The following is a 26,058-nucleotide window of genomic DNA, read 5'->3' as shown; positions in this document are numbered from 1 at the left end:
CCTCGTCGTCCGCGATCATCTTCGTACGGACGCCCCTCAGGACCGCTCCTTTCCGGCGGCGGCGCGGACCAGTCCGTCGAGCATGGGGTTCGGGATCTGCCGGGCCAGCTCGGCGGGTCGTCAGCTCCGCTGGAAGAACTCCACCTCCGCCAGGGCCAGGTGGCGGCCCCGGGTCAGACCGACGGGCGAGCGGAGCACCAGGCGTACCGTCTTCGCGTCGCTGATCCCGGTGGGGATCGTCTGGGGCCCCGGTTTGTCGCTGAGGGTGACCTCCTTGTGGTGCTTCTCGCCGTCCTGCGTCGTCACCTCCATGTCCAGCTGGAGTGCGCGTGCCTGGCGGGCGTAATCCTCCGGAGACGAGGACGCGCCGTTGGTGATGATCACGTCGACCAGCCGGAACGGCTTGCGGAAGGTGTAGGTCACCGAGGCGCCCGGCCCGGGCGCGCCCCAGTAGCGGTTGCTCAGCCCGTCCGTGGTGTCCGTCGCCGGATGCCCGTGCACCTCTGCGCTCGCCTTGACCTCGGCCGGGGTCACGGACCTGGCCTTGCCCAGTTTGTCCCGGGTGTCCTCGAACAGGGCGCGTCCGGCCGGCAGCAGCAGGAAGCCGCCTGCGCACAGCGCCAGTACGACGGCCAGGATCACGAAGAACCGGAACGCGCGGCCGGAGCCCGCGCGGGTCCGGCGGCGGAACGGCCATACCGTTCGCCACCACGGCAGCGGGGCGGGCTTTGCGGCGGGCGTCAGCTCGGCGGCGCAGCGTCGGCAGAAACGGCGTTCCGGCTGGTTGAGGGTGCCGCAGGCGGGGCAGGGGCGTCCCGTTCCTTCGTCCGGCGCAGCGACTGGTCGTACGACGGGGCGGGGGGCCACGGGTTTCGCGGGGCGTACGGGGCCGATGGGGTCCGGGACGGGTGCGGGTGCCTGCGGCGTGCGGGGCGGGATGGTCGGAGCGGGTGGGGTGGGGGGTACGGCGGCCTCGGCTTCGCCTTCGGCCGGGTTGTTCCCACCCGCACCACCCGTGCGGATTTCATCGTCGGGTGCGGGTGGCCCCTGTGGGGCGTCCTCGCCGTCGGCGGCCAGCGGTTCGTTCGTCGTGGCAGCGGCGGGGCCGCGGGCTGCGGGCGGTTCGCTCGCAGCGGACTGGGGCGGTGGGGTGGTCTCGGTGCGGCCGGGGGCGGCGCCGGAGCCCTCGGTATCCGGGGTGCTCGTCCCCCTCACCTCACCGCGGCCGCGGCCGGTCAGCCGGTGTCGCAACGATGAGGTGCAGGTGGGCGTGGAGGCGGGCGCGGACGCGGAGGCGGACTCGGACAGAGGCTCCGAGGACGGGGTCGACGGCTCCGGCGGCGCAGGTGTACCCGGGGTCGACGGCTGCGGTGCCGCACGCGTACCCGAAGCCGACGGCTCCGGCGCCTCACCTGTACCCGGGACCGACCGCTCCGGCGCCGCACGCGTACCCGAGGCCGACGGCGCCGGCGCCGGAGATGTGTTCGGCGCGGACGGCTCCGGGGCCGCCGGAGAGGGTGTGCTGGAGTCGGACCAGCCCAGGTACGCGCCGCAGTTGCCGCAGAAGTCGTCCGTGGGGTCGTTGGACGCCCCGCACGCGGGACACGCGCGCATGACGTCACCTCCCTTCGTCGGCGGGCGGGGCGGGCAGGGCCTCCACCCGGAAGGCCATGTGCACCGGGCACATGGCCCGGACGATCTCGCGGACCCTGACCACGTCGACCCGCGCCTCGCGGGCCGGCCACACCCGGACCAGGACCTCGGCGCCCGGGTCCGGCGGTAGCTCGGCACCCGCGGTGCTCGACCACGTCGCGCCGCCGTCGCCGGTCACCTCGGCGTGCACGCCGAGCGCGAGGTGCAGGGCCTCGACCAGGCCACGCCTGGTGCCGCGCCACCGGTGCAGCTCCACCGCGCGGACGACCGCCTCGCGGCGCAGTTCCACGGGCCACTGCGGGTCGTCCGCTACGCCCACCCACGACGCCAGCCAGGCCAGGAAGTCGGTCGGGGTCACCCGGGGGTCGAGGTAGGCGGGCAGGTTGTCGAGGGTCGCGAACACCGGGGCGAGGACGGTGTCGAGACCGGCGGTGAAGCGTTGCGCGAAGTCGTCGTCGGCGTACAGGGCGGGCAGTTGCTCGCCGATCGGGTACCTGCTCGGCAGGCCGGGCACGGCGGCGCGGCTCATCCCCGCGCCTCCGGATCGACGGCCGTGACGACCACCTGGTGCTGGTAGGAGAAGACCAGCGCGCCCGGGGCCACGTCGATGCGGTCCGACGGGGCGCCGCGCCGGCCGGTGATCGGGTCGGCGGGGAACAGCCGGATCTCTTCCACCAGCGCGTTGCCGGTGGCACGCTGCAGGACGCCGAAGACGTCGCCGTACTGCACCGGCCGTCCGAACGGCCAGCCGGTGCCGTCCGGACCGCCGTTCAGCGGGTTGAGGTGCCGGAACAGCGCGTCGAGCGCCGCGTCGCGCACCCGGTCGGTGTCGCCCGGCGCCGCCGCGAGCCGGGCCACCACGGTGACGCCCTGGTACACCGGCGGCTCCACCACGAGGCGGGTGCCGATCAGGCGCCGCTCGTCGAGGCTCGTGGTGATCGCTTCGAGCACCTGGTCCGAGGGGATCAGCTGCTCGAAGCGGAGCCGGTCGTCGCCCTCGTCGGCCACCGCGTCCGGCACCACCAGGACCCGTACCGCGCCCGGACCGTCCGCGGCGGGCAGACAGCGGACCCTGCGTACCGAGGGTGCGGCCTGGCGGCTGATGATCTCGTAGTCCTCGGCGGTCACCGCGCGCTCCTGCATCCGCAGCACCTCCGGCGCCCGCAGCTTGGCGTTGGCGACGGTCTCCCCGGCGACGCCGCCCCGGGCCGCCTCCCGGTTGGTGACCCGGGCGACGTACGGAACGGAGCTGCGCAGCACGGAGATCGCGCCGCGGGCGACGTTGCCCGCCGGGCCGCCGCCGGTGCGGTATCGGGCCACCCGTATCTGGGCGCCCTTGGGCGGTACGGCGCCGCACTGCCGCAGCGTGCCGTCCGGTTCGCGCAGCGCCGGAGGGAAGGTGAACTCCCCGGTGGTGGCGTCCACGCGGACGTGCGGGTCGGTGGGGCCGGAGCGGCCGAAGTGCTCCACCACCTCCAAGCGCTGCCACCCCTCGGCCGAGGACACCTCGACCACGGGGGGCTCGCCGTCGAGGAGGACCGGCGGGCGGCCGAGCCGGAACGTCTGCCCCGAGACCCCTTCCGAGGTGCCGAGCGGCACATCGGTCACGGTCTCCGCGTGCTCGACGGACATGGTGCCGCCCACGGTGAACACGGCCGCCTCGCGCACCGTCGGGGACTCCGAGTAGAACGGCTGGCCCGGCTCCGCCTCGGTCACCCGGCAGCGCAGCCAGCCGGCCCGGATCCCGCCGATCACCGACGCCGTGTGCCCGGCCGGTACGTACACGATGACCTCGCCGGGCCGGTTCAGCCCGCCGGTGGTGTCGGTGCCGGTCTCGCACCACTGCCAGCCGCCGCCGTCCCAGGCCTCCCACACGAGCGGGGGCTGGCGCGGGTCCACGCCGACGCCCTCCACGCGGCTGTCCAGGCGCACCGCGACGACGCAGCGCGGCACCGCCGCCGGCAGGCCGAACAGCAGCGCGTCGCCCGGCTCCGGTGCCGCCTGGAAGCAGGGAATGTCGTGGCCCTCGGCGAGCACGGCCGTCCGGTCGGTCTGCTGACCGGACCGGGGTGCGGTCAGCAGGCGTATCAACTCGCTGGGGACGATGCGCAGTTCGTCCGTGGTCGTGAACACCACGGCCTCGTCAGTCTCGCCGCCCGCGGTGGTCACCTCGGTGCCCGCAGGCAGCGCGACCGTGTCGGGCTGCGGCGCCGAGAGCCAGAAGTCGACGTCGGCGTGGGCCGCGGTGGGCGGGAACAGACGGATGTCCAACAGGTCGAGGAACGCGGTGTAGTTCTTGTCCGGAACCCGGTTCAGCCGGTACAGCAACTGGTCCACGAGGTAGGCGAACGTCTCGATCAGGGTGACGCCCGGGTCGGAGACGTTGTGGTCGGTCCACTCCGGGGCGCGCTGCTGCACGTACCGCTTGGCCTCGTCGACGAGTTGCTGGAACCGCCGGTCGTCCAGGTTCGGGGAGGGCAGGGCCATCAGTGAGCGCCCGCTTCCTCGGCCCCCTCCTCGGAGGGGATCGTGTAGAAGGGAAAGACCAGGTTGCGCCGGTCGTTGGTGGAACGCACCGTGTAGTGCACGTCGATGTAGAGGGTGCCGTCCTCGACGGCGTCGAAGGCGACCACCACGTCGTCCACCGCGATGCGCGGCTCCCACCGCTCCAGGGCCTCGCGCACCTGCTGCGCGATGCGTCCGGCGGTGGCTCCGTCACCGGGGGCGAAAACGTAGTCGTGGATGCCGCAGCCGAACTCGGGTCGCATGGGGCGCTCGCCGGGCGCGGTGCCGAGCACCAGGCGGATCGCCTCCTCGATCTCCCGCTCCCGTTCGACCATGGCGATCCCGCCGGTCGGCCCGACCCGCAGCGGGAACGCCCAGCCACGGCCGATGAACCGCTCGCTCATCACACACCGCCGATCAGGACGTTCGGGGCGCCGGTCACGATCATGGCGCCGCACGTCGTCTGGTCGCGCGCCCGCGCGGCCGGCAGCCCGCCGATGAGGACGGTGCCCCGGGTGGCAGCGGCCGGGTTGGGCGTGATCACGTTGCCCGGTCCCAGGGCCGCGTGCGGCGGCACCACGCAGGTGTGCAGGCTGCCCACGACGGCGGCGGGGCGGCCGCCGATCAGCACGGTCGCCACCGCCCTGGCGGCGGCGGGCGGCGGGGTGGCGATCACCCCGCCGTGGTTGGTGGGGTCGCCGGTACGGGCTGCGGCGGGCATGCGGCGCTCCTTTCGAGTCGAGATCTCGGGGGCAGGGGGTCAGTTGATGCGGATGAGCTTGGCCTTGAGGACGCCGAGCAGACCGCCGTCGACGGTGACGTTCGAGCTGCCGCTGACGTTCACCGTGCGGCCGCCGATCTTCACGCCGACCCTGCCGTTGATGTCCACGTTCCGGCCCGACACGCTCACGTTGCCCCGCCCCGCGTCCAGGGTGATGCCCTTCCTGTCGAGCTGGACGGAGGTGAGGGGTTGCCGGCTGCCCTTCCCCGCGTACACCTTCAGCTCGATCCGGTCCCGCCGGTCGTCGAGGAACACTTCGAGGCGCTCGTCGCCGGTCATCAGCCGCACCCCGGAGCGTCCTGGTGCCCTCGCGTCCAGCAGCTCCATCCGGTGCCCCGAACGCGACACGATGGAGCGGCGGTTGACCTTCCCGCTGGTCCTGTCGATCAGCGGAACGTCGTGCGGAGACGGCTTGTCCACGCCGTTGTAGAGCCCTCCGATGACGTACGGGCTGTCCAGCAGTCCCTGTTCGAAGCCCACCAGGACCTCGTCGTTGACCTCCGGGCTCACCACGCCACCGCCGCCCTTGCCGCCCCACTGCACGGTGCGCACCCAGTCGGTGACGTATGTGTCGTCCAGCCAGGGGAACTTCAGTTTCACCGAGCCGCGCTCGGAGCCGCCCGGTTCGCGTACGTCGGTCACTACGCCGATCGCAAGTCCCGGCATGCGCGGGCCGCGGGACGGCGCGTTGGCTCCGGTCACCAGGCCGGTGAGCGAGCGGTCCGGGCTGGCACTGACCCACACCGTCGTCCGGTACCCGCCCTGCGGTTCGAGGACGTGCTGTACCGCCGTCGCCGTGTACTTGCCGGAGAACGCCTTCCCGACGTTGCCGAGCGCCACGGGCTTGCCCGCCCGCAGCTTGGGGTTGCCCTCGGCCACCACCTCCAGCTCGCCGAAGCCCGCGCTGACCTGTGCGGCCACCGCGTCGGCGACCGCGGTCGTCTCGGCCTGGGTGCGGTACGGGGTGTCGGTGACGGTCAGTTTCGACGACTTGCCGAACCGGGCGGCGAACGCCGGGCTCAGGCCCGGCACCACCGTGTCACTGTTCACCGACGGCTGCCGGGACACCAGCGGCCGCTTCGTGGTGACGTCCCAGCCGCGCACCTCCACCTGCTGCGCGCCGTCCGCGGCCGACAGCGAGGCCCGCAGCGCCAGCAGGTTCCGCCCGTACTCCAGCACCATCGGGTTCCGGGTGGCCGACGTCGACGGCGCGGGCGCGCCGGACGCCTTCTGCGGCTTGGTGAACTGCAGCAGCCCCTTGTCGTCGACGCGCACCAGCGCGCCGCTCTCGGCCGCCAGGAACTGCAGGAAGTCCCAGTCGGACACGTTCGCCTGCGAGAGCTGCTTGTACGTGACGGGCGCTGCCTGCACGGTGCCGCAGGCCAGCCCGGCCCCGGCGGCCACCTTGCGGACGATCGCCGCCGCGGTCATGTTCCGGTACGCCACCACCTTGCGGCCGCGCTGGAGGCGGTGCGCCTTGGAGTAGGCACGCACCACCGTGAATGAGCCGGTGCGGTCCCGGTCCAGCTCCAGGGCCGTCACCTCGCCGTTGAACAGCCGCTCGCGGGCCTGTCCGCTCACGGTCACCACGGACACCCTGAGCGGGGTGCCGATGGTGATGCCGGTCGCCGTCAGGAACTCGTGGTCGGGGTCGCGGAAGGTGAGCACCGCCGCGTCCGGCAGGCCCACGTTCTCGTCCACCACGCAGCTCACCAGCTGGGCGGCCCAGATCGGCGGAAGTTCGCCGGGTGCCTCCACGACCGGGTCCGCCGCGAACGACCGGCCGCCCTGTTCCCCGGATATGCTCACCGCTCCTCCTCTGCGCCCGCGTCCCGCAGCGCCGGCACCACCAGTTCGGTGCCGGGTACGAGCGCCATCGGGTCGTCGATCTCGTTCGCCTCGGCGATGGCCCGCCAGGCCGTGGCGTCGCCGTACTCCCGCCAGGCCAGCAGGGCCAGGCTGTCGCCCGCCACGACGGTGTGCGTACTGCGGGCGGTGCGCGCGCCGGACGTCGGGTTCTGGCCCGGCGGGTCGACGCTCGCCTCCTCGATCGACAGCGCGCAGGTGGCCCGCAGCGGCTTGCCGTCCACGTCGAAGAGCGTGTACGTCACCGACAGGCTGGAGAGCACCCCGTCGAACGAGGTCGTCCGCGCGGTGCCCCACTCGAACCGCACCCACGGACTGGCCGGCTTCTTGCGGCCGAGGCTCGCCGGAGTCGGCACGCACGCCTTCATCAGCTTCTCCACCGCCAGTTCCACGGAGTTGTCGTGGGTGGCGGTGGCGTCCAGGAACACCTCCAGGCTCAGCTCACGCGGGCCGCTACCGACGAACTCGGGCAGCGCCGACTGCCCCGCCATCCGGGACGGGGAGCGCCGCCACTCGGTGGTCTTGCGCAGCTCCAGGGTGGAGGGGTTGAACTGGAGGTTCAGCCGCGCGATCGTCCCGCCGGGCTTCGCGCCGACGGAGGCCGGGGGCTCCTTCAGCGTCAGCTGGGCCCTGGCCCGACTGGAGCGGGACGCTGGGGACATGCCGGGACTTCCTTTCCGGGACGAGGGCGAATCACTGGCTGCGGGAGGGTCGATGATGGTGCGTCAGGAAGGGCGAAGCCCCTCGTGGGCGATCTCCAGGGTCTCCACCGCGGCCTGCGAGCTGTTGGGGTCGAAGGACGGGCCCTGCCAGCGCACCGGGACGATCCCGAACACCTGCCAGCTGATGATCCGGGTCAGGTCGGGCTTCAACGCCACGATCTCGCCGTCCTTGGGCTCCACCCGCCTCAGCGTCTCGTCCAGCCAGCGGGCGATCTTCGCCGTGTCGGCGGTGACCGGCCGGGTGAGCGTGATGTTCGACCAGGTCACGCGGCCGGGGAGCTGCCAGGTGAAGTCGTTGTTGCCGCCCTCCGCGTAGCTCTCCATCTCGACCTCGGCGCCCATGCCGGAGCAGGTATGGAAGGCGCCCAGGTCGTTGCCACCGATCGCGAGCCGGAAGAACACGCTCGTCGCGAAGATGTTGTCCGTCATTCGTCCGTCATCCGTCCGTCATCCGTCCGATCCGTTCCGTGCCCTCAGCGGCGTCCGTCGTAGGGGCGGCCCGTGCGTTCCCGGCCGCGCCGCAGCTCGGTGCGCAGCAGCCGGGCCATCGGGTCCAGCAGGCGGCGGGCCAGGTCGTCCAGGTCGATGCCGGGGTCCTGTGGTGCCTCGGCGCGATGGGGCGTGCGCTTGCCGGAGGCGGAGAACTTGGAGGACGTGGACGACGTCGAGGACGTGGTGGGTGTGCCGGACGGGTGCTGCTTGCCGCGCGCCGGGGCCGCCTTGGCCGGTACGCCCTTGGAGACGGTCTTCCCGGCGCCGGAGACCTCGCGCTGGACCGGGAATGCCGCCGGGCTGTTCCCGCCGCCGCCCGCCGCCGCTCGGGGGCCTGGCGCAACGTTCCGCGCCCGGACTACGGGAACGGTCCCGTCCGGTGCCGGTGCCGACGTGGCCGGCGGGCGGTCCGGGAGCGGCGGCGCCTGCGGGGCGGTCACCGGCAGGGGGCGCCCCGGTACGGCGGCCGACCGGGAGAGCACCCCGGAGGTCTCCGACCCCAGCGGTGCAGGGCGTACGACTGGGACGCGCTGGACGTTTCCCGGGGAACCGGTGTTTCGTACACCCGAGTTCTCCGGTCCGTGCGCGGTCGCGGCTCGTTGTACGTGAGGTGTTGCCGGGGAACTGGTGCTTCGTGCAGCCGAGTTCTCCGGCCCGTACGCGGTCACGGCGCGCTGTACGCGAGGTGTCACCGGAGTGCCTGCGGTCGGGCTCGGGCTCCGGGACGACCGCGCGGACGCCTCGGTGGACGGCGCGGGCTCACCCTGCAGGGCAGCCGGCGCGCCGGGCCAGCGCACGGCCACCACGGGACGGCCGCCGGTGCGGGAGGCGGCGGGCTGCGCCACCCCTTCCGGAGCGCGGGTGTTCACGGCGAGCGGGCGCGCGTGGAGCAACTGGAGGGTGCGGGGCGCCACAGGGACGGCATGCGCTCCGGAGACGGTCGCGGTGAGACCCCGCGGGTCGGCCGCGGTGCGAGGTCGGTCTGCCGCGGCGCCGAGGGAGTGGGGTGCCGTCGGTGCGGACGGCGGGCCAGCGGCAGGGGTCCGGCCGCCTTCGGTGCGCTCGGTGCCTGCTTCGGCCAGGGCCCGGGCCACGACGACCGGGCCCTGGGTACCGGGTTCCTGGGGCCGTTGCCCGTCCAGGCCCGGCCCGCCTGAGGTCACACCGGAGCGTGGCGCATTCCCTGCCGGGCCTGCCGAGCCTGCCGTACCCGCTGCGCCTTCCGGCGCTGCGGCCGGAGACGGCGTCACCAGCGGTGTGGCCGGCCCGTCTCCATGGCTTGTGGGGCGGGGTGCCGCAGTGCTCCCTGTGGTGTGCTGGTCCGCGAGGCTGCGCTGGACGTCGACGGCCCCCAGCAGCGGCGCCTCCGCTCCGCCCTCTCCCCGTCGCAGGGGTGCGGTCTCACCGGACGCCCGGTCTCGATCCGCCGCGGACGGTGCCGGAGCGGCTCCGGCGCCCCTGTCCTGGTGGGCCGGGGCGCGCTGGACGTCCGGGCCGGGCGCCGTACGAGCGGCGCGGGCACCGGACGCGGCTGAACCGGGCAGGTCGGCGCTCGGCGGCATCGCGGGCAGCGGCGCGCCCAGGCCACCTCGCACACGTGCGCCGCTCCGGGCCGGGCCGGCAGTCCGGCGCGACTCGTCGGTGCCGCCCGGGGTGCCGTGGGCCGTCCCCTTCCCTCCGCTGTCGGCCGGGCGCGGGGCGCCGTGGTTCGTCCCCCTTGCACCGCCGTCGGCAGAGCGCGAGGCACCATGCCTCGCCCCACTCGCACCACCGTCGACCGGCCGCGGGGCACCATGCCTCGTCCCGCCCGCACCACCGTCAGCCGACCGCGAGGCGCCGACTGCGCCTTCCGCTGTGCCCTCGGCGTGCCGCTGGACGACGGGAAGCGCCCTACCGGACACGGATCCGGCGCCGGGCGGGGGCTGTGGGGCGGGGGCGGCCTGCGTCGGCGGAACGGCCGTGGCGGGCAGCTCGCTCAGTGGGGCGCCGAGAGGTGCGCGGCTCACCGTGCGGGTGGCGGCACGCTGTACGGGAGCGGTCGAGGGCACCCCCGTACCGGCCGGTTCGGTCGTGGCGGAGTGGGGACCGGGTGCCTCGGGAACGCCGCCCGCGGTCGCCGGGGTGCCGGCGGGCCGCAGGGCGGGGATGCGGCGTGCGGGTCCGGCCGGGCGCAGGGCGACGGTCAGCCGAGTCCCCACCGGCCGGAGTCGGACGGCAGGGTGGGACGCCTCCGGCTGTCCGGCTCCCCGAGCGGATGGTGAACCTGTCGTCCGGGCGGCGGGGCCGGAGGGCGTACGGCCTCCTGAACCTGCCGTGGGCCGGGATGCACCCCCAGAGTCCCGCTCGGACGCGGAACGGGCCATACCCCCGCCGGCTGCTGTGCCCGGGAGCACCGCCACACGTCGTACCAGCGGAATCTCCCGAACGGCCGGCGGGCGGCCGGTGTCGGTGGGAGTCACGACCGGTGCCGTGCCCGGCGCCGCGGCGCGTTGGACAGGGCGAGGCGACGAGGAGAGCACGGCCGGGGAATCCCCAGACGTGAGGCCACGGTTCTGCGGAGCCCCGCTGGAACGCCCCTCCCCCGCCACGTTGTTGCCGCTGTTGCCGCCGGGATGCGCCACCACGGGCTCCGGTCCCGCACCCGCTTCCGCCACTCCGGTATCGCCGGAGCCGCCAGCGGCGGGCCGCACGGCGGAGGCGGAGCCGGAGCCGGAGGGCAGCGGGCCGGGCCGGACCGGACCGGACGGCGCTGAACCTGACGGCACTGAACCAGACGGCGCTGAACCTGACGGCTCCGAGACGGACGGCGCGGGACCCGACGTCCGCGCCCCCGCACGCGCCCGGCGCTGCACCTGCGGTGCCCGACCGTCCGGCGTCCGAGCCGTGCCGTCCGGAATCCCGGCATCCGGAATCCCGTGGCCCTGCGGCCCCTCCGCCCCCTCCGCCCCGTCCGGGCGGAGTGCCCGAAGCAGCAGTGGCCCCCCACCGGTGTGGGTGGGCCGTGCGGCGGCCGGGCGCGTGACTCCTCGTACGAGGCCGGTCGGGGCCGTGGGCTGCAGGGCGTGTCCGAGGCCGTTGTCGAACGACGGGTTGTGCCAGGCGGCGAGGCCCGCGCGGAAGGTGAGGCCGTCGCTGACGCCGAGCGGAGCGCGGGAGAGGGTCAGTCCGGGCGCGGCGATGCGGCGCCAGCCGCCGTCCCAGTCGTGCGGCACGGAGGGAACCGGCGCGGCGGAACCCGAGCCGCCGGGCGTGCCCGGGTCAGGGCCCTCGCCGGTGCGCCCCGCACGCCGCGGGCGCTCCGCGGCGTCCGGTCCTCCGGTGGCCCGGCGGCGCAGCCAGTCCCGCCATGCCATGTGCTCAACCGCCTTCGTTCATGCGGGTGTTGATGCGGGCGATCTCGGCCACCCACTGCTGGCGCTCGCCGTGGGTCAGGTCGAGGATCTCCTCGCGCTGCCAGTGGAAGTGGTAGGCGATGTACGCGATCTCCTCCCGGAGCCGGGGAAGGGCGTACGTCACGATTCCCCCAGGCGCCCACCCGAGAGGTCGACCTCGAAGCCGCCGTCGCAGTGCGGGCAGGTCACCGCCGCACGGGTGTGGCCCTCGCTGTTGACGCGGCGGTAGAAGTCCTGGAGGAAGGCGACGTCGGTGGCGTACATCCGTTCCACGATCCCGGCGTGCACGTCGGTGATGTTCCCGAGCCGGGTGATCACCTGGCTCAGCAGTACGACGCTCAGGTACGCCGGGTTCTCCTTGACCCGCAGATCGATCTGGGGCCGCAGTTCGTCCCGGGCCGTTGCCAGGCGCATCGCGCCATGGCGGTGCACTGTGCCCGCCTCGTCGACGTACCCGCGCGGCAGCTCGAACTCGAACTCGGTGCGCAGGCCGTGGTCCTCCCGGGGCACCGGGGCGGCGGCCGGAGCGGCCGCCACCTGTTCCGGCGCCGCAGCGGGTGCCGTGACCTGGAGCAGCTCCTCCAGGTTGCCCGCCGTGACCGTACGACGCCTCATTCGACGACGATCTCCTCGAACACGATCGTGACGGACTCGGTGGCCGCGGACGACTCGCCCGCCTTCAGGGACGGGCCCTCCCACTTGGAGGCCCAGCCCTGCATCAGCTGGATGCGGCGGACCGTGTTGCCCTCGGTGTCCTTGATCTCGATGGTGAGGTTCTGCCGTGCGGAGTTCACGGCCCCGTTGTTCAGGGTCTCCTTGATCCACTTGGTGAACTCGCTGCTCTGGTCGAGTCCCCGGGTGATCGTGATCTCGCCGGCCTGCCGGGCGCCCGGCTGCTTGCGGATGATCTGCTTGCCTTCCGAGGTGACCTGCTTGACCTCGACTACATCCTCTTCGACGGTGAACCCGCTGATCTCCTGGATCGACTCGACCATGTAGCCGCCGAGCTGCACGCCGAAGACGTGGGTGGAAAGAGCATCGCCCGTTGCCATGACTGTCTGTCAACCTTTCTCTGCAGACCCGCGGGTCACTCGTCGATGAGGCTGGTGGTGTCGGAGAACTGGGCCAGCCGGAAGACCACGAACTCGGCGGGCTTGACCGGTGCGACGCCGATCTCGCAGACGACCCGGCCCTGGTCGATGGACTCCTGCGGGTTGTTGTCGCGGTCGCACTTCACGTAGAAGGCCTCTTCGGCGGTGCGGCCGAACAGGGCGCCACGGCGCCATTCCTCGCTGAGGAACGCCGTGACGTTGCGCCGGATGCTCGACCACAGCCGGTCGTCGTTCGGCTCGAAGACGACCCACTGGGTGCCCAGGAGGATCGACTCCTCCAGGTAGTTGAAGAGACGGCGCACGTTCAGGTAGCGCCAGGCCGGGTCGGAGGAGAGGGTGCGGGCGCCCCAGATCCGGATGCCCCGGCCGGGGAAGGCCCGAATGCAGTTCACGCCGATCGGGTTCAGCAGGTCCTGCTCGCCCTTGCTGAGCCGGGTCTCCAGGTCGACCGCGCCGCGGATCACCTCGTTGGCGGGCGCCTTGTGCACACCGCGCTCGGCGTCGCTGCGCGCCCACACGCCGGCGATGTGCCCGCTCGGCGGGACGACGGTGTTGCGTCCGGCGGCCGGGTCGAAGACCCGCACCCACGGGTAGTAGAGGGTGGCGTACCGGGAGTCGTAGCCCGCCTCGTCGTTGCGCCAGGTGCGCACCTGCTGGGCGGAGAGCCCGGGCGGGGCGTCCAGGACGGCGACCCGGTCGCCCATCTGCTCGCAGTGCGAGATCACGGCGAGCTGCACGGTGCGCACGCCTTCGGCGTCGATGTCGCCGCGCTGGTAGGCGCTCATCAGGTCCGGCACCGCGACCATGGTGATCTCGTCGATGGTCTCCAGACCGCCGAACCCGGTGCGGGCCCCGGCGTCACCGACGTACTCTGCCGGGTCGAGGCGGGACACCGCGCCGGAGCCGGGCACGGCCGGGGCGGCCGGGGCGTCGGCCAGTGCCACGGTCTGGCTGGCGGGCCTGCTCTGGGTGGCACCGCGCTGCTCGGTGACCTCGATCAGCTTGGAGGCGCGGGCCTGGTTGACCAGGTAGCCCTTGACGTTCTTGCGGGCGGAGACCTCGTACGTCTCCGCCACCTGGTCGCCCTGGCGGACCAGGACCTTGAAGCGGTCCTCCGGCGGGTTCTCGCCGTCCGCGTCGGCGACCTCCACCGACACCCCAAAGGCGCCGGGCTTGGCCGCGACCAGGAAACCGCCGAGTTCCGCCGGCTCCACGGCCTTGGTCTGCTGCCGCTTGGCGCCCTGGGCCGCCGGCGCGGAGGTGTCCTCGGCGGAGCCGCCGATCCGCACGATGTACGCGGCGCCGCCGCCGTTGGCGAAGTAGCCGTAGACCGCGTGGGGCAGGTAGGCGCCCTCGGTGAAGCCACCGAACAGCTGGGTGTACTGGTCCCAGCCGGTGACCAGCGTCGGCGCGTGGAACGGGCCGTTCTCGGCGAAGCCCACGAACGCGGCGACAGCGGTGCCGACCCCTTCGATCGGCCGGGCACCGGACTGCACCTCCTCCACGTACACGCCCGGGGTGAGGTACGTCGGCATGCTCGCTCCTTCGCGTCCTACGGGTCTGTCAGCTGTGTCCAGGCCGAGTCTGTGCGGGAGGTCCGCCGGGGCGACAGGGACGCGGGGACCTGGCCAAGGGCAAGATCGCTGCCTTCGGCTGCCCGCTCGGGCGGTCCGGCCGCCGCCCGGACTTGCCCTCGTTCTGCCCGTACGGGCCTGGACGTGCCGGTTGCCCGGGCGGTCCACTGGGGGGCCGGAGCAGGGATGCGGCCGACTAGGAGGCAGCGAAGTGCGGACGTCCGGGGCGCACACGGAGCAGACCGAGATCCGGCAGGCCACGCGCGGCCCGGCCGCCGCCGCCCGCCGGGAGACGTCCTCGGGCGGCGCCGCCACGCCGCCGCCACTCACCGCCGATGTGCTCCGGGCGGCGCAGCGCGGCGCGGGCAACGCCGCGGTCACCGCCATGATCGCCCGGCGCGCCCGGCGCGCGCCCGCCCAGGAACAGCTGGACGCCGGGGTGCACGAGGACCCTCACTCGAAGCATCAGCACGGCGCGGGACGCGACCGGGAAGCCGCGGCGCAGCCGAGCGCCGCCGACGCGGTGAACTCCGTGGTGCGGTCCGCCGGCAGCCGACTGCCCGCCTCGCTGCAGCGGGAGATGGAAGCCCGCTTCTCGGGCGAGGACTTCTCCGACGTCGCGGTCCACACCGGCGCCGCTGCCCGGCGTTCCGCCGAGGCGGTCGGGGCCGAGGCGTACACCACCGGCACCCGTCACATCGTGTTCCGCGGCACGATCGACAAGAAGACCCTCGCGCACGAACTGGAACACGTCCGCCAGCAGCGTGCAGGGAATGTGGCCGGTACCGACGACGGCAGCGGCCTGAGCATCAGCGACCCCTCCGACCGCTTCGAAAGGTCGGCCGAACGCAAGGCCGAGCAGGTGATGCGCGGCGGAGCGGACGTCCAGCGCTCGGTCGCGGACCACACCGCCGACGCCGCGCACCGGACGACCGGGGCGTCGGCCGAGGTGCAGCGCATGCCCCCCAAGAAGAAGCAGTCGAAAAAGCAGGCGGGGGGCAACCCACCCGCGGAAGCGGCCACTTCCTCGAAGACCGTGTTCGAGGAAATAATGGAGTACTTCGAGGGACGCAGCGAAGAATTCAAGGCAAAGAAGCAGAACGAGAAGGAGCTCCTCCTCGAAGAGATCGGAATCGTACCCGGAAGCGATCTTTTCACGCTCGACGAAGTGAAGAACGACGAGTCAATGATGGACGCTCTCCTCACGGAGATCGAAACCGCGAAACACGCGTCCGGGTTCGCGGGTATGGGCGGCGGCAGCAGTGACTGGGCGGCGAGCGCGGTCACTTCGGCACATGCGGAGATGCGGGCGGACCATCCGATCTGGGGCGACAAGACAACCCTCCATCACAAGATCTCCCGTAGCGAGTTGGACGCTGTACTCGCCTCGGCCGAGAGGGACAAGGCGAACGCGAAACCGCTGTTCGAGTTCCTGGACGAGGTACGGACGGTACTCGGCTCGACCGCGGCGAACAAAAAGGCCCTGCACAACATGCCGGCCAACCTGGAAATGGGACCGGCGAGTGACACGAGGACAGGCGACCCGGGATCCGGAACCGACTTCAACTACACGCCTGAGGGCGCGATGACGCCACGGTCGAGCGAGCTGAAGGACGCACTGAGCTTGGCGAACGCGCCCACCGTCGACTGGGGGGCGGTTGCGGACAAGCTGAGGGAGGCGCAGCGCCTTCACGAAAAGGAGTACGGAGGCGCGATCCTCTCCCCGCCCGCCCTGGAACGGTGGGAGAAAGTGGGCGCCAAGTGGAAGAAGGCGTCCGACTGAGGTCTCTCAGGCGTCGAGGGCGTCCGTCAGGTAAGGTCCGAACTCGCCCTCCAGGACCAGCCGTCCCAGCTTGCGGTACTCCTGCGCGACCGCCCTCACCAGTTGCCGCATGGTGAGCGGACTGCCGGACTCGGCCGCGAGGTAGGCCGCGGTCACCGCGCAGGCACGGATGGAGCCGCCGGCGAGTTCGAAGCGGTCGGCGCAGAAGGCGAGGTCCAGGTCCTCGGCGCGGGGCAGCCGGTCGCCCAGGCAGCGCTCCCACAGGGCGAGGCGCTGGCCGGAGTCGGGCACCGGGAAGTCGGCGACCACGTCCAGCCGTCGGGTGAACGCCTCGTCGAGGTTGGCCCGCAGGTTGGTGGTCAGCACCGCGATCCCGTCGAAGGACTCCATGCGCTGCAACAGGTACGCCGACTCGATGTTGGCGTGCCGGTCGTGCGCGTCCTTCACCTCCGAGCGCTTGCCGAAGATCGCGTCGGCCTCGTCGAAGAGCAGCACGGCGTTGACCGCCGACGCCTCGGTGAAGATCCGCTCCAGGTTCTTCTCGGTCTCCCCCACGTACTTGTCCACAACGGTGGACAGGTCCACCACGTACAGGTCCATGCCCAGGTCGGCGGCGACGACCTCGGCGGACATGGTCTTTCCAGTGCCCGACTCCCCTGCGAAGAGCGCGATCACGCCGCGTCCCCGGCCGCCGCCTGGCCGCATCCCCCACTGCCCGAGCACCTGCTCGCGGTGGCGGGCGCGCACCGCGAGTTCGCGCAGCCGCCGGTGGGTGGCCGGCGGCAGCACCAGGTCGTCCCAGCCGACACCCGGCTCCACCCGGCGGGCGAGCCGCTCCAGCCCCGCGCCGTTCTGGGCCCGTACGGCCGTGCGCAGGTCGTCGGGGCGGACCGGGCGCCCCGCGAGGGCGGCCGTGCGCACCGCCACGTCGGCAGCGCGGCGCAACTGCCCGGAGTCCAGGCGGTGCGCGGCGACCGCCTCGGCGAGCGCCTTCACGTCACCGGTCGCGAGGCCGTCACCCGAGATGTCGTCGGCCGCCCCTTCGAGGGCGTGCCGCCAGCGCGCGGCCTGCCGTTCGGGCGAAGGCGCCGGCACGGTCAGGGCGACGGGGGTGTCGGCCGCCCACTCCGGGGCCCAGCCGACCGTGCCGTGGGTGATCAGGGGGATCCCCCGCAGCGCCGCGCACAACGCCCCCAGCATGCCGCCCCGTTCGGCGGGTTCCCCGGGAAGCGCCTCCAGGGGGCCGAGGACGACTCCGGCGCCGGTGAGGCGGGCTTCGAGGGCGGCTGTCCGGGCGAGTTCCGGTACGTCGGCCGAGCGCCGGGCGAGGGCCACCGCGTCCAGGACGAGCGGTGGCAGCCCGGCCGCGCGCAGGGCGGCGACGGCGAGACCCGCCGCGTCGCCGCCCCGGCTGCGCAGATGGACGAGGCCGACGCCGGTGCCGGCTGCGGCCGCCGTGCGGTGGACGTCGGCCGCCTCGGCGGTCGGGTCCTCGCGGGCCTCGCCGAGTATCCCGGCGAGCCGGGCGTCGGGCCGGGCACTGCCCAGCAGATGCCCGGTGACCCGGTCGGAAACCGCCAACACCCGCGACAGTGGCGGCCGTTCGGGCTCGGTGACCTCCACCAGACCGCCCGCGACCAGCGGGGCGCCCGGAGCGAGCCGGAACCGGGCGGACGCCGCCCCGGCGAGCCCGCACAGTTCCAGGGCGAGCCCGACCGTGGGGCGCCGTCGTGTCAGGTCGTCGTTGAGGTAGCCGTAGAGCCGCTCGAACCGTGCGTCGAGGTCGGGTGCCAGCGCGACCAGGAGCAGGTCCAGGTCGAGCGGGGACAGCCCGAACCTCCGCGCGAGGCCGTCGAGGACGGAACCGGCGGGCGGCTGCCCCGGCTCGTGCGCTGGTACGTCGAGGCCGCCCGGCTCGTCCAGGATGCGGGCCGCCGCCTCGGGGGTGAGGTACTGGCCCCGGTACGGGTCGTCGGGGTCGGGGTCGCCGGCCCGGCGGGCCGCCACCGCGTGCCGCACGCGCTCCTCGACCACGCGAAGCCGCGTCCACAGGTGGTCCACGTCGGCGAAAACGGCATCGGCATCGGGGCGGACGTCGGTTCGGGCAACCACGTCGGCTTCGGTACCGGAGGGGCCGGTCACTACGTTTTCGCTTTCGGCTTGGGTGTCCGTGACATCTTCGGCGGTGTGTGTCACGGCTGGCGGTCCCCCCGGCGGCGGCGTCGGGCGGGGACGGGTGGCCGTTCACGCGGGCCGGTGAAGCCCTCCGGGCCCGGATCGCCGACCTCCGTGTAGCGCAGCCGGCGCCCGGACGTCGCTTCTTCGCCCTCGCGCCCGGCCGCGGAACGGACGACCAGGCCCTCGGTGACCGGTGGTGCGGCGGCCGTGGTCACGCCGGCGAGCGGTGCCCGCACCTGCACCGCGAGGGAGGCCTTCATCTCCCCGCCGAGCGCCGACCACACGTCGGAGGCGGCCGGTGCGTCGAGCGCGCCCCCCGCAGTGTCCAGCCCCACGGTCAGGCCGAGTTCGGCGAGCGTGCCGGTGAGCAGCCGCGCGGGAAGCGTGTCGTTGGCCACCAGACAGGTGAGCACCTGCGAGAGCAGCCGGTGTTCGTCCTGCGGGCGGTTCGCCCACGCCGTGACCAGGTACGTCAGCTCGAACCAGCGCGGCGGGCTGCGCCGCGCCACGAGGTACCCGTCCTCGTCGTACACCTCCCCGGCGCCGCTGCCGCGCCGGGTGGCGTCCTCGCGGATGTGGTACAGGAAAACGCACACCGTCGGGGCGCTGCGGCGCGCGGCCCAGTCCCGGGTGGGGGCGTCGAAGACCACGTCGACGCCCGATGCCTCCAGGCCCGACTCGCCCAGCAGGCGGCGCAGCCCCTCGTCGACCTCATGGATCACCGGCGGGTCACCTCGTCGGGCGGCTGCACGCTGCCGCTGACCACCAGGAAGTCGGTGGTCACGGGTGAGAATCCGGGGCCCTTGGCGGTGATGACGCGCGGTCCCGTCTGGTCCTTGGCGAGGATGAGCAGCTGGCCGATGAACGTACCGTCCGGCTTCGGAACGGTCGGCGCCGCGGCCGCGGTGATCCCCGGCTTCCAGGTGAACCGCACCGGCGCACCCGGCGGGAAGTCCTTGCCACGCACCGAGGTGACGAACCCGGGCTTGCCGATGTCCGGCACCGCGATGATGCGCGGCTGCAGGATGCGCAGCCGCTGCCGTGCGGTGTTGTCGCTCTTGTCGGCGTCCGTCCCGGTGGTGGTGAGGACGCCGGTGACCCGGCCGGTCAGTGCCTTGTCGGGGCTGAGCACGACGCGTACGACGGTGCTCGCGCCCGGCGTCAGGTCCGGCAGCGCGCACACCCAGGAGCGGTCGCAGCCCTCCGGCGGCCCGCTGTTCGGGATGCCCTTGGGCAGGCCGATGCGCAGCCGCAGGCCGGTCGCCAGCGCGTTGCGGCCGTTGCGCACCGTGTACGTCACGACGACGCGCCCGCCGACGTAGCCGGGGTTCGGCTGGGCCGTGACGCGCACCCCGGGCCCGGCCTTGGGCTCCTCCGGCTTCGGCGGCACAGTGGGCGGCGGTGTCGGAGTGGGCGGCGTCGGGGTCGGCGTGGGGGTCGGGGGCGGCGTGGCCTCGCGCACCGGGACTACGGTCCGGCCCGCGTTGTCGCTGGGCCGCGGATCCAGGACCGTGCCGGTGACCGACCAGTCGACGGGCGCGTCGCCTGGGGTGACCCCGGTGAGGGTGACGTCCACCGGAACCGTCGTGCCGGGCGGCACCACGCCGACGTCGCACTGGAGGGAGGCGGCGTCGCAGGTGCCCCCGGACCAGGTGATCCGGGTGACGCGCACGCCGAGCGGCGGGGCGACGGTCAGCCGGGTGCCGGGGGAGGCGGCGGGGCCGTTGTTCACGACGTCGACGCGGACCGTGGTGGAGTCGCCGACGGTCACCTCCGGGACGGTGCCGGGCGCCTTGACGGCGAGGTCGACGGACTGCTGGACGCTGGGTTCCTTCTGCCGGCCCGGAAGCTCGGTCGTGAGCTTGGTGAGTTTGCCGGACGCGATGTCCAGGAGTTTGAGTTTCTCGGGGGTGTTGACCGGACGGCTGGGGCGGGCGCTGATCACCAGCCCCTTGCCGTCGGCCGTCCAGGCGGCGTCCCGGGGCTGGAACGGGCCGGTGTTCTCCGGCAGTTGCCGGCCGCAGGCGCCGGGCAGGCCGCGGGCGGCGGTGGGCAGCAGCACCTGGCAGTCGTCGCCCGACAGCGACGTCAGGAGGATGCCGTTCTGCTCGTCGATCCGGCCGGCGCCGTTCTTGCGGTTGAAGGCGATGTTGAGACCGTCCGGGGAGAACGCCGGGCTGTCGTCGATGACCTCGCAGTCGCCCGGGCAGATCGTGGCGCTCAGGTCGCGCTGCCGGGACAGGTCGTTCACGGGCACGGTCCAGATGTGCTTGTTGCCGCCGCCCCCGTTGATCTGCATGTTGCGGGTGAAGGCCAGAGTGGTGCCGTCGGAGGACCAGGTGGGCTGGGCGTCCTGGCCCTGGCGCTGCCCGGCCGGCGGGGTGATCCGGCCGGTGATCGCGCCGGTGGCGACCTCCGCGATGAGGATGCGGCTGGGTCCGGCGGCCTGGCCGACACCGCCCGGCGAAGTCCGGGTGAATGCCAGGTACTTGCCGTCCGGGGAGAACGTCGGGTCGGTGTCCCAGTCCTTCGCCCCGCGTCCCGCCAGCGGCAGGGGAGCGGCGTTGGAGCCGTCGGCGTCCGTCATCCAGATCCGCTCGATCCGCTGGCCGTCGGCGTTGTTCTCGAAGCGGGTGACGACGATCCGGCGGCCATCGGGCGTGTAGTTCTGCCGCTCGGTCCACGGGTCGTACCCGGCCGCGGGCTGGAACAGCGGGTCCTTGGCGGGATCGGTGTTGGTGTCGGCCGCAGGGTCCTCGTCGAGGATCGTCAGTCCCAGGTCGCGGGGGTCCGACCCGTCCATCCGGATGTCCTGCAGCGTCACCACGTGCGGGGTGGCCGCCGAGGTGCGCTCCACGACCACGCCGCCGCCGTTCAGCGGGCCGAGCCAGGTGGGCGAGAGGACCTCGCGGTTCTCGTTGAGCACCAGTGAGGGGACCTGGTCGGAGTGGGCGGTCGCCCGGAACACGTGGTCCCAGTCGCCCTCGCACTCACAGGTGATCTCCGGGCTCAGGAACAGCACCCCGTCCCCGTCGGGCAGCCACGCTGCCCCGTGGGCACGCCACTGTGCCCGCGCGCCCCCGAGCAGCGGCTCGTCACCGGTGCCCTCCGCGTTCGTCACCCGCAGCCGGGGCACGGACTGCCCGTCGATGGTGGTCGTGGCGGTGTACGCGATCCAGTTCCGGTTCTCGTCGTCGTTCACCGGGTTCCACGCCGGTTCGGTGGCCGTGCCGTTCGCCGGGTCGGTGACCCGGGTGGCGGTGCCGCCGTTCAGGGGCCGGACGTAGATCTGCCGGCCGGCCGCCGGGTCGCTGTCGCTGGAGTACGCCAGGCGCTGCCCGTCCGGGGACACCGTCGGGCACTCCTCGTCGGCGGGCGTGTCGGTCAGCCGGGTCAGGCCGGTGCCGTCGGTGCGCACCAGCCACAGGTCGCGCTGCGTCCCGCCGTCCGGGCCGCCGGGTGCGGCCGCGTCGAACACCACGGCCCGGCCGTCCGGCGTCAGCCGGGGGTGCGCCGCGTCCAGGCCCCTGGTGAGCCGGCGCACCGAACCGTCGGCGGACCGCAGGTAGATCTGCGGCTTCTTCTCGTCGCGGCGGCTTGCGAAGACCATCTGGTCGCCGAGGGCGGACGGCTGGACGTCGTTGTGGGCCGGGCCCGCGCCGAACAGCGGTGTGCTGGAGGTGGTGGTGGCGACCCGGCCGAGACTGCGGTGCCGGGTACCGGCGTACGTGACCCGGGTGGCCGCGGCGGCGGCCGGCCTCGCCTGGGGTTCGGCGCTGCCCGGCCCGGCGGCCGCGGCCACCCCGAGCAGCGGGACGAGCAGCAGCAACGCCGAGCCGAGTCTCCCCAGGCGGTACCGCCCGCCGGAGCCAGCGGTTTCCATCACGGTCCCCTTCGCAGTGTGGTGCGGCATCCGGATGTGCCCCCGCCACCCTGCACCGGCCGCGCGCGGCGCGGCAGGGCTGCGGGGCCGTACCCGGGGGAAGCGCGCGGTGCGCTTTCGGGCAGTGCCGGGTTCCCGGCCGTCGCCGGGCCGACCGCCCGGCCGGCCCCCGTCCCGGCCCGACGGCGCCGTCCGTCAGATCAGCCCGTTGCGCAACGCATAACCGACTGCGTGGGCCCGGTTGCGCAGCTGCAGCCGGGTGATGATCTCGTGCAGGACGTTCTTGACGGTGCGTTCGGAGTACGCGGTCTTGCGGGCTATCTCCGCGGTGTCCAGGCCCTCCGACACCAGGCGCAGCATGTCCGCCTCGCGCGTCGTCAGGGTGGACAGGGACAGGCTCCCGTGGTCGAGCGCCGAGCGCTGCAGGCTGCCGACGTGGGAGAGCAGCTTGCCGAGCAGGTCGCCGGGCAGCACTCCCTCGCCGTTGGCCAGCGCCAGGACCAGGCGCAGGAGCTGGTCCTGATCGGCCTCGGCGCGGCGCAGCACCGCCGCCACGCCGCACTCGATGACGCGTTGCAGCCCGCCGGCCGCGAGGGTGCCGACCACGAGGCCCGTGTGCGTGGCGTTGTTGTGCCGCAGCCGGTTGAGCAGGGCGGCGACGTCGTCGTCGACGCTGTCCACGACCACCAGTGACACCTGGGCCCGGTCCGCGTCGGCCTCGTCCACCAGGTCGACCTCGGGGCGCTGGCGCAGCTGCTGGACGACGCCTATGCGCAGGACGGGATCGGCGGCGTAGAGGGCCACGGTCACCCGGTTCGGGAGGGCTGGGCGGGAGGTCGGGTGGGTCGAGTCGATCTGAGCGGCGGCATGTGACGTGGCGTCGAACATAACAGGGCCGTTCTCCTCAAAAGGGGACATGGTGTACCTGTTTCATGAGTTTCGTGGGGGTAGAAGTGCAGCTCGAGGCGACCACGGAAGGGCGGTGCGCGGGAGGCGGCGCGCCACATCAACGACCCGCTGCCACAAAGACGTTCGATTTGACTTCACGGGCACCGTGACTGCCCGGGTGTTGCCCTCGCGCTCCTCGCCGCGCTCCGGAGCGCTCTCCTACCGTGCTGGCGTGACGCCTTCCGCAGCCTCTTCCGGACCCGGTGCGCCCGGCCTCGACATCCCGGCCGCGACGGTGACGCCCGGTGACATCGCCACCACCACCCTGACCGTGCGCAACGACAGCGACATCGTCGAGGCGTACAGCCTGGAGGCCGTCGGGGACTGCGCGCCCTGGACCACGGTGGAACCCGCGCGTGTCTCGCTGTACCCCGGCACCTCCGAGACGGTGACGCTCCGTCTGGCGCCGCCGCGCTCCCCGGAGATCCGGGCCGGCGACAAGCCACTCGGCGTGCGGGTGCTGCCGACCGAGCACCCCGAGTCGGTGCGGGTCCTCGAAACCACCGTGCATGTCGAGGAGTTCCACGAGCTGCAGACCGAGCTGGCCCCGCGCCGCCGGCGCGGCTGGCTGCGCGGCCGCTACCGGCTGGCCGTGCGCAACCAGGGCAACACCCCGGTGCAGGTGGGTTTCACTCCCGGCCAGGCCGGCGAGGAGCTGGGGTTCGCCTTCACCCCGGCGGAGCCGAAGCTGGAGCCCGGTGAGTCGACGGAGGTCGTGCTGCGGGTCCGCACCGCCAAGCCGGTGTGGTTCGGCAAACCCGTGGTGTGGCCGTTCACCGTGGACACCACCGAGACCGGGGACCTGGAGGAGGCGGCGGAGACCAGGCGGGACGATCCCGCCGTACGGGCGCCGCTGGACGCGGAGTTCGTCCAGATCCCCATCTTCCCGAAGTGGCTGCTCGCGCTGCTCGCCGCGCTGATCGCGCTGTTGCTCGCCTGGTTCGCCCTGGTCCGTCCGGCGGTGCGCAGCGCCGCCAAGGAAGCGGCCCACGAGGCGGTCCAGCCCCGTCCCACGCCCGGCGGGGACCAGGGTTCCGGGGACTCTCCGGGCACCGGCGGGAACAACAAGCCCGGCGGCAAGGCGTCGGGGGCACCGTCCGGAACCGGCGGTGACGGCGGCTCGGGTGCCGGCGGTTCGGGCGGCGACGGCACCTCCGGCGGCGACGGCCGGCAGAGTTCGGCGACCATCGATCTGAAGACGTCCGGCGGGCAGACCAAGACCGGTACCTACAAGGTGCCCGAGGACAGTGTCTTCGGGGTCACGGACATCGTCGTCGCCAACTTCCAGGGCGACGAAGGGGTGCTGACGATCACGTTCGGCGAGCGCAAGATCACCACGATCGCGCTGGAGACCTTCCGGAACCAGGACTACCACTGGGTGACCCCCATCAAGATCCCCGCGAACGACACCGTGACCATCAACGTGACGTGCGCGAAGCCCGGCACACCGGCCACCGGACGTCAGGCACAGGGGTGCCACGAGGTCCTGAACGTCAGCGGAGTGCTCAGCCGCACCAGGGAATGAACCGGTCCTTCCGGTTCCGGGCCATTGTCGATCGTTACCGACGGCTTATGTAAAGGGTTGACTTTTGTTCCGGCTGGAAATCGGCAACCCAGGACCAAAAACCACACCATTACCGACAGAAACAGGTCACTGCCGTGTGCCGGGGCGCCCGCTACCCCGCGTGCAGCATCAGCCCGATCCCCACGACCAGCAGACCCGCCGCCGCGATCCGCGGCACACCGAAGCGCTCCTTGAAGAACAACGCCCCGATGGCCGCGCCCACGATGATCGAGGACTCGCGCAGGGCGGCGATGGGGGCGAGGGCGGCACGGGTCTGGGCCCACAGGACGAGGGCGTACGCGGCGACGGACAAGGCGGCACCGAGCAGGCCGAGCGAGGCGTACGGCCGTAGCTGCCGGACCGTGTCACCGCGCACGCGCGCGTACATGTACGCGGGGACGAAGACACCCTGAACGGCCATCAGCCAGGCGATGTAGCCGAGCGGGGCGTGCGAGGCGCGTACACCCAGGCCGTCGATCACCGTGTACGCGGCGATGGTCAGACCCGTCGCCAGAGCGGCACCGATCGCGGCCCAGTCGGGCCGACTGCCGCGCAGCCCCCACAGGCTGACACCGGTGAGCCCGACGCACGACACGGCGATCCCGGCCGCCGCCCACGCGCCGGGCACCTCGTGCGCGAACACCGCCGCCAGCACGGTCACCACCAGCGGTGCGCTGCCGCGCGCGATCGGGTACGTCTGCCCGAAGGCGCCCAGCCGGAACGAGGTCATCAGCAGCGCGTAGTAGGCGATGTGCACGCCCGCGGAGGCGAACAGGTACGGCCAGGCCGGTCCCGCCGGAAACGCCACGAACGGCGTCGCCGCGAGCCCGATGAGCATGCCGCCACCGGAGATCAGCGTGAACCCGACCAGTTTGTCGGTGATGCGGTGCGCAATGGCGTTCCAGCTGGCGTGGGTGACCGCAGCGAGCAGCACCGCCACGGTGACCAGCGGCGTCACGCGTTCTGCTCGCGAACGTCCACCAGGTCGGCACCGGCGTGGGCGACGAGCGCCTTCGGCTCGACAGGAAAAACCGTGTGCGGCGTCCCGGCCGCCGCCCACACCACGTCGTGCGCGAGCAGCGAGCGGTCGGCGAGGACCCGGGTACGGGTGCGGTGCCCGAAGGGCGGTACGCCGCCGATGGCGTACCCCGTGGTCTCGCGTACGACGCCGGCGTCGGCCCGGGTGACCTTCCCGGCCCCCAGCACCTCCCGCACCCGCTCCACGTCCACCCGCGAGGCCCCGTCCATCAGCACCAGCACCGGCACCCCGTCGGCGGCGAAGATCAGCGACTTGCAGATCTGGCTCAGCTCACACCCGATCGCGGCAGCGGCCTCGGCGGCGGTACGGGTGGCCTCCGGAAACCGGCGGGTCCGGGCGAGGAGATCCTCCAGCCCGAGCGCGCGGAGGGCTTCGGCGAACCGGGGATGGGCTCCGGACTCTTCGGCGTCAGTGGCGGCTGTCGTCGTCATGCCGGGCACGCTAGCGGTCGCTGTGCAGCACACGCGACTGAGACCGTGTCCTACGTGGTGAGGCGGATGTATCGCTTGTAGCAGCAGAGTGCGGCTGCGAGCCCCAGAAGGCCCAGGTAGTTGCGAGGGTTTCGT

General features: G+C 73.1%; 22 protein-coding genes. 3 read left to right on the top strand and 19 right to left on the bottom strand.

The window, feature by feature from the left end; genetic code table 11:
• Positions 1 to 120 precede the first annotated feature (120 nt).
• The 9 genes from ACWC5O_RS28425 to ACWC5O_RS28385 form a co-directional block, all read right to left on the bottom strand.
• Positions 121 to 1,215 carry an NADase-type glycan-binding domain-containing protein gene (locus ACWC5O_RS28425; protein WP_450590014.1) on the bottom strand — a complete coding sequence of 365 codons (1,095 nt, stop codon included), beginning with the start codon at positions 1,213 to 1,215 and terminating at the stop codon, positions 121 to 123.
• A gap of 403 nt (positions 1,216 to 1,618) precedes the next feature.
• Complete coding sequence (locus ACWC5O_RS28420; protein WP_450590013.1) at positions 1,619 to 2,182, bottom strand: phage tail protein; 564 nt, start codon at positions 2,180 to 2,182, stop codon at positions 1,619 to 1,621.
• Entirely contained in the window at positions 2,179 to 4,140 is a 1,962-nt protein-coding gene (locus ACWC5O_RS28415) for a putative baseplate assembly protein (RefSeq protein WP_450590012.1), read from the bottom strand. The genes ACWC5O_RS28420 and ACWC5O_RS28415 overlap by 4 nt, the downstream gene beginning before the upstream one ends.
• A complete protein-coding gene (locus ACWC5O_RS28410) occupies positions 4,140 to 4,562 on the bottom strand; it encodes a GPW/gp25 family protein (protein WP_097254132.1) in 423 nt (140 codons plus the stop codon). The genes ACWC5O_RS28415 and ACWC5O_RS28410 overlap by 1 nt, the downstream gene beginning before the upstream one ends.
• Positions 4,562 to 4,879 carry a PAAR domain-containing protein gene (locus ACWC5O_RS28405; RefSeq protein WP_390773645.1) on the bottom strand — a complete coding sequence of 106 codons (318 nt, stop codon included), beginning with the start codon at positions 4,877 to 4,879 and terminating at the stop codon, positions 4,562 to 4,564. The genes ACWC5O_RS28410 and ACWC5O_RS28405 overlap by 1 nt, the downstream gene beginning before the upstream one ends.
• 39 nt (positions 4,880 to 4,918) lie before the next feature.
• On the bottom strand, positions 4,919 to 6,748 hold the full coding sequence (locus ACWC5O_RS28400; RefSeq protein WP_450590011.1) for a VgrG-related protein: 1,830 nt from the start codon (positions 6,746 to 6,748) through the stop codon (positions 4,919 to 4,921).
• Entirely contained in the window at positions 6,745 to 7,467 is a 723-nt protein-coding gene (locus ACWC5O_RS28395) for a CIS tube protein (RefSeq protein ID WP_145876483.1), read from the bottom strand. The genes ACWC5O_RS28400 and ACWC5O_RS28395 overlap by 4 nt, the downstream gene beginning before the upstream one ends.
• Before the next feature lie 63 nt (positions 7,468 to 7,530).
• Positions 7,531 to 7,956 carry a phage tail protein gene (locus ACWC5O_RS28390; RefSeq protein ID WP_097254129.1) on the bottom strand — a complete coding sequence of 142 codons (426 nt, stop codon included), beginning with the start codon at positions 7,954 to 7,956 and terminating at the stop codon, positions 7,531 to 7,533.
• A 44-nt stretch (positions 7,957 to 8,000) separates the two neighbouring features.
• Positions 8,001 to 8,501 carry a hypothetical protein gene (locus tag ACWC5O_RS28385; RefSeq protein ID WP_450590010.1) on the bottom strand — a complete coding sequence of 167 codons (501 nt, stop codon included), beginning with the start codon at positions 8,499 to 8,501 and terminating at the stop codon, positions 8,001 to 8,003.
• Positions 8,502 to 9,332: 831 nt separating this feature from the next.
• On the opposite strand from ACWC5O_RS28385, the gene ACWC5O_RS28380 reads away from it, so the two are divergent.
• Positions 9,333 to 9,554 carry a hypothetical protein gene (locus tag ACWC5O_RS28380; protein WP_450590009.1) on the top strand — a complete coding sequence of 74 codons (222 nt, stop codon included), beginning with the start codon at positions 9,333 to 9,335 and terminating at the stop codon, positions 9,552 to 9,554.
• Positions 9,555 to 11,376: 1,822 nt separating this feature from the next.
• Here ACWC5O_RS28380 and ACWC5O_RS28375 read toward each other — a convergent pair.
• Genes ACWC5O_RS28375 through ACWC5O_RS28360 form a run of 4 tightly spaced genes read right to left on the bottom strand, consistent with a single transcriptional unit; the run spans position 11,377 to position 14,058 of the window.
• Entirely contained in the window at positions 11,377 to 11,535 is a 159-nt protein-coding gene (locus ACWC5O_RS28375; protein ID WP_163014002.1) for a DUF6760 family protein, read from the bottom strand.
• Positions 11,532 to 12,026, bottom strand: coding sequence for a hypothetical protein (locus ACWC5O_RS28370; protein WP_450590008.1), 495 nt, complete (start codon positions 12,024 to 12,026; stop codon positions 11,532 to 11,534). Before ACWC5O_RS28370 ends, ACWC5O_RS28375 begins: the two co-directional genes overlap by 4 nt.
• Positions 12,023 to 12,463: a phage tail protein gene (locus ACWC5O_RS28365; RefSeq protein WP_097254126.1), complete on the bottom strand. Its 441-nt coding sequence runs from the start codon at positions 12,461 to 12,463 to the stop codon at positions 12,023 to 12,025. Before ACWC5O_RS28365 ends, ACWC5O_RS28370 begins: the two co-directional genes overlap by 4 nt.
• Positions 12,464 to 12,498: 35 nt before the next feature.
• Positions 12,499 to 14,058, bottom strand: coding sequence for a phage tail sheath family protein (locus ACWC5O_RS28360; RefSeq protein WP_450590007.1), 1,560 nt, complete (start codon positions 14,056 to 14,058; stop codon positions 12,499 to 12,501).
• A gap of 250 nt (positions 14,059 to 14,308) precedes the next feature.
• Here ACWC5O_RS28360 and ACWC5O_RS28355 point away from each other — a divergent pair, with 250 nt between their 5' ends.
• Positions 14,309 to 15,880, top strand: coding sequence for an eCIS core domain-containing protein (locus ACWC5O_RS28355; protein ID WP_450590006.1), 1,572 nt, complete (start codon positions 14,309 to 14,311; stop codon positions 15,878 to 15,880).
• A 6-nt stretch (positions 15,881 to 15,886) separates the two neighbouring features.
• On the opposite strand, the gene ACWC5O_RS28350 is transcribed toward ACWC5O_RS28355, so the two are convergent.
• From ACWC5O_RS28350 to ACWC5O_RS28335, 4 genes are all read right to left on the bottom strand, one after another.
• Positions 15,887 to 17,992, bottom strand: coding sequence for an AAA family ATPase (locus ACWC5O_RS28350; RefSeq protein WP_450590005.1), 2,106 nt, complete (start codon positions 17,990 to 17,992; stop codon positions 15,887 to 15,889).
• An 80-nt stretch (positions 17,993 to 18,072) separates the two neighbouring features.
• Positions 18,073 to 18,780: a DUF4255 domain-containing protein gene (locus ACWC5O_RS28345; RefSeq protein ID WP_450590004.1), complete on the bottom strand. Its 708-nt coding sequence runs from the start codon at positions 18,778 to 18,780 to the stop codon at positions 18,073 to 18,075.
• On the bottom strand, positions 18,777 to 21,941 hold the full coding sequence (locus tag ACWC5O_RS28340) for a hypothetical protein (protein WP_450590003.1): 3,165 nt from the start codon (positions 21,939 to 21,941) through the stop codon (positions 18,777 to 18,779). The genes ACWC5O_RS28345 and ACWC5O_RS28340 overlap by 4 nt, the downstream gene beginning before the upstream one ends.
• 195 nt (positions 21,942 to 22,136) lie before the next feature.
• Positions 22,137 to 22,829: a LuxR C-terminal-related transcriptional regulator gene (locus ACWC5O_RS28335; RefSeq protein WP_450590002.1), complete on the bottom strand. Its 693-nt coding sequence runs from the start codon at positions 22,827 to 22,829 to the stop codon at positions 22,137 to 22,139.
• A 232-nt stretch (positions 22,830 to 23,061) separates the two neighbouring features.
• Here ACWC5O_RS28335 and ACWC5O_RS28330 point away from each other — a divergent pair, with 232 nt between their 5' ends.
• A complete protein-coding gene (locus tag ACWC5O_RS28330; protein ID WP_450590001.1) occupies positions 23,062 to 24,414 on the top strand; it encodes a COG1470 family protein in 1,353 nt (450 codons plus the stop codon).
• Positions 24,415 to 24,565: 151 nt separating this feature from the next.
• Here the strand turns inward: ACWC5O_RS28330 and ACWC5O_RS28325 are convergent, their stop codons facing one another.
• Positions 24,566 to 25,411, bottom strand: a complete 846-nt coding sequence (locus ACWC5O_RS28325; RefSeq protein WP_450590000.1) for an EamA family transporter — start codon at positions 25,409 to 25,411, stop codon at positions 24,566 to 24,568.
• Positions 25,408 to 25,923, bottom strand: coding sequence for a YbaK/EbsC family protein (locus ACWC5O_RS28320; protein ID WP_386573296.1), 516 nt, complete (start codon positions 25,921 to 25,923; stop codon positions 25,408 to 25,410). Before ACWC5O_RS28320 ends, ACWC5O_RS28325 begins: the two co-directional genes overlap by 4 nt.
• Positions 25,924 to 26,058 lie beyond the last annotated feature (135 nt).

It is taken from the genome of Streptomyces sp. NPDC001450 (assembly GCF_053597295.1).
Note: the sequence above shows the minus strand (reverse complement) of the source record. Positions and strands in the feature narration are given on the sequence as shown.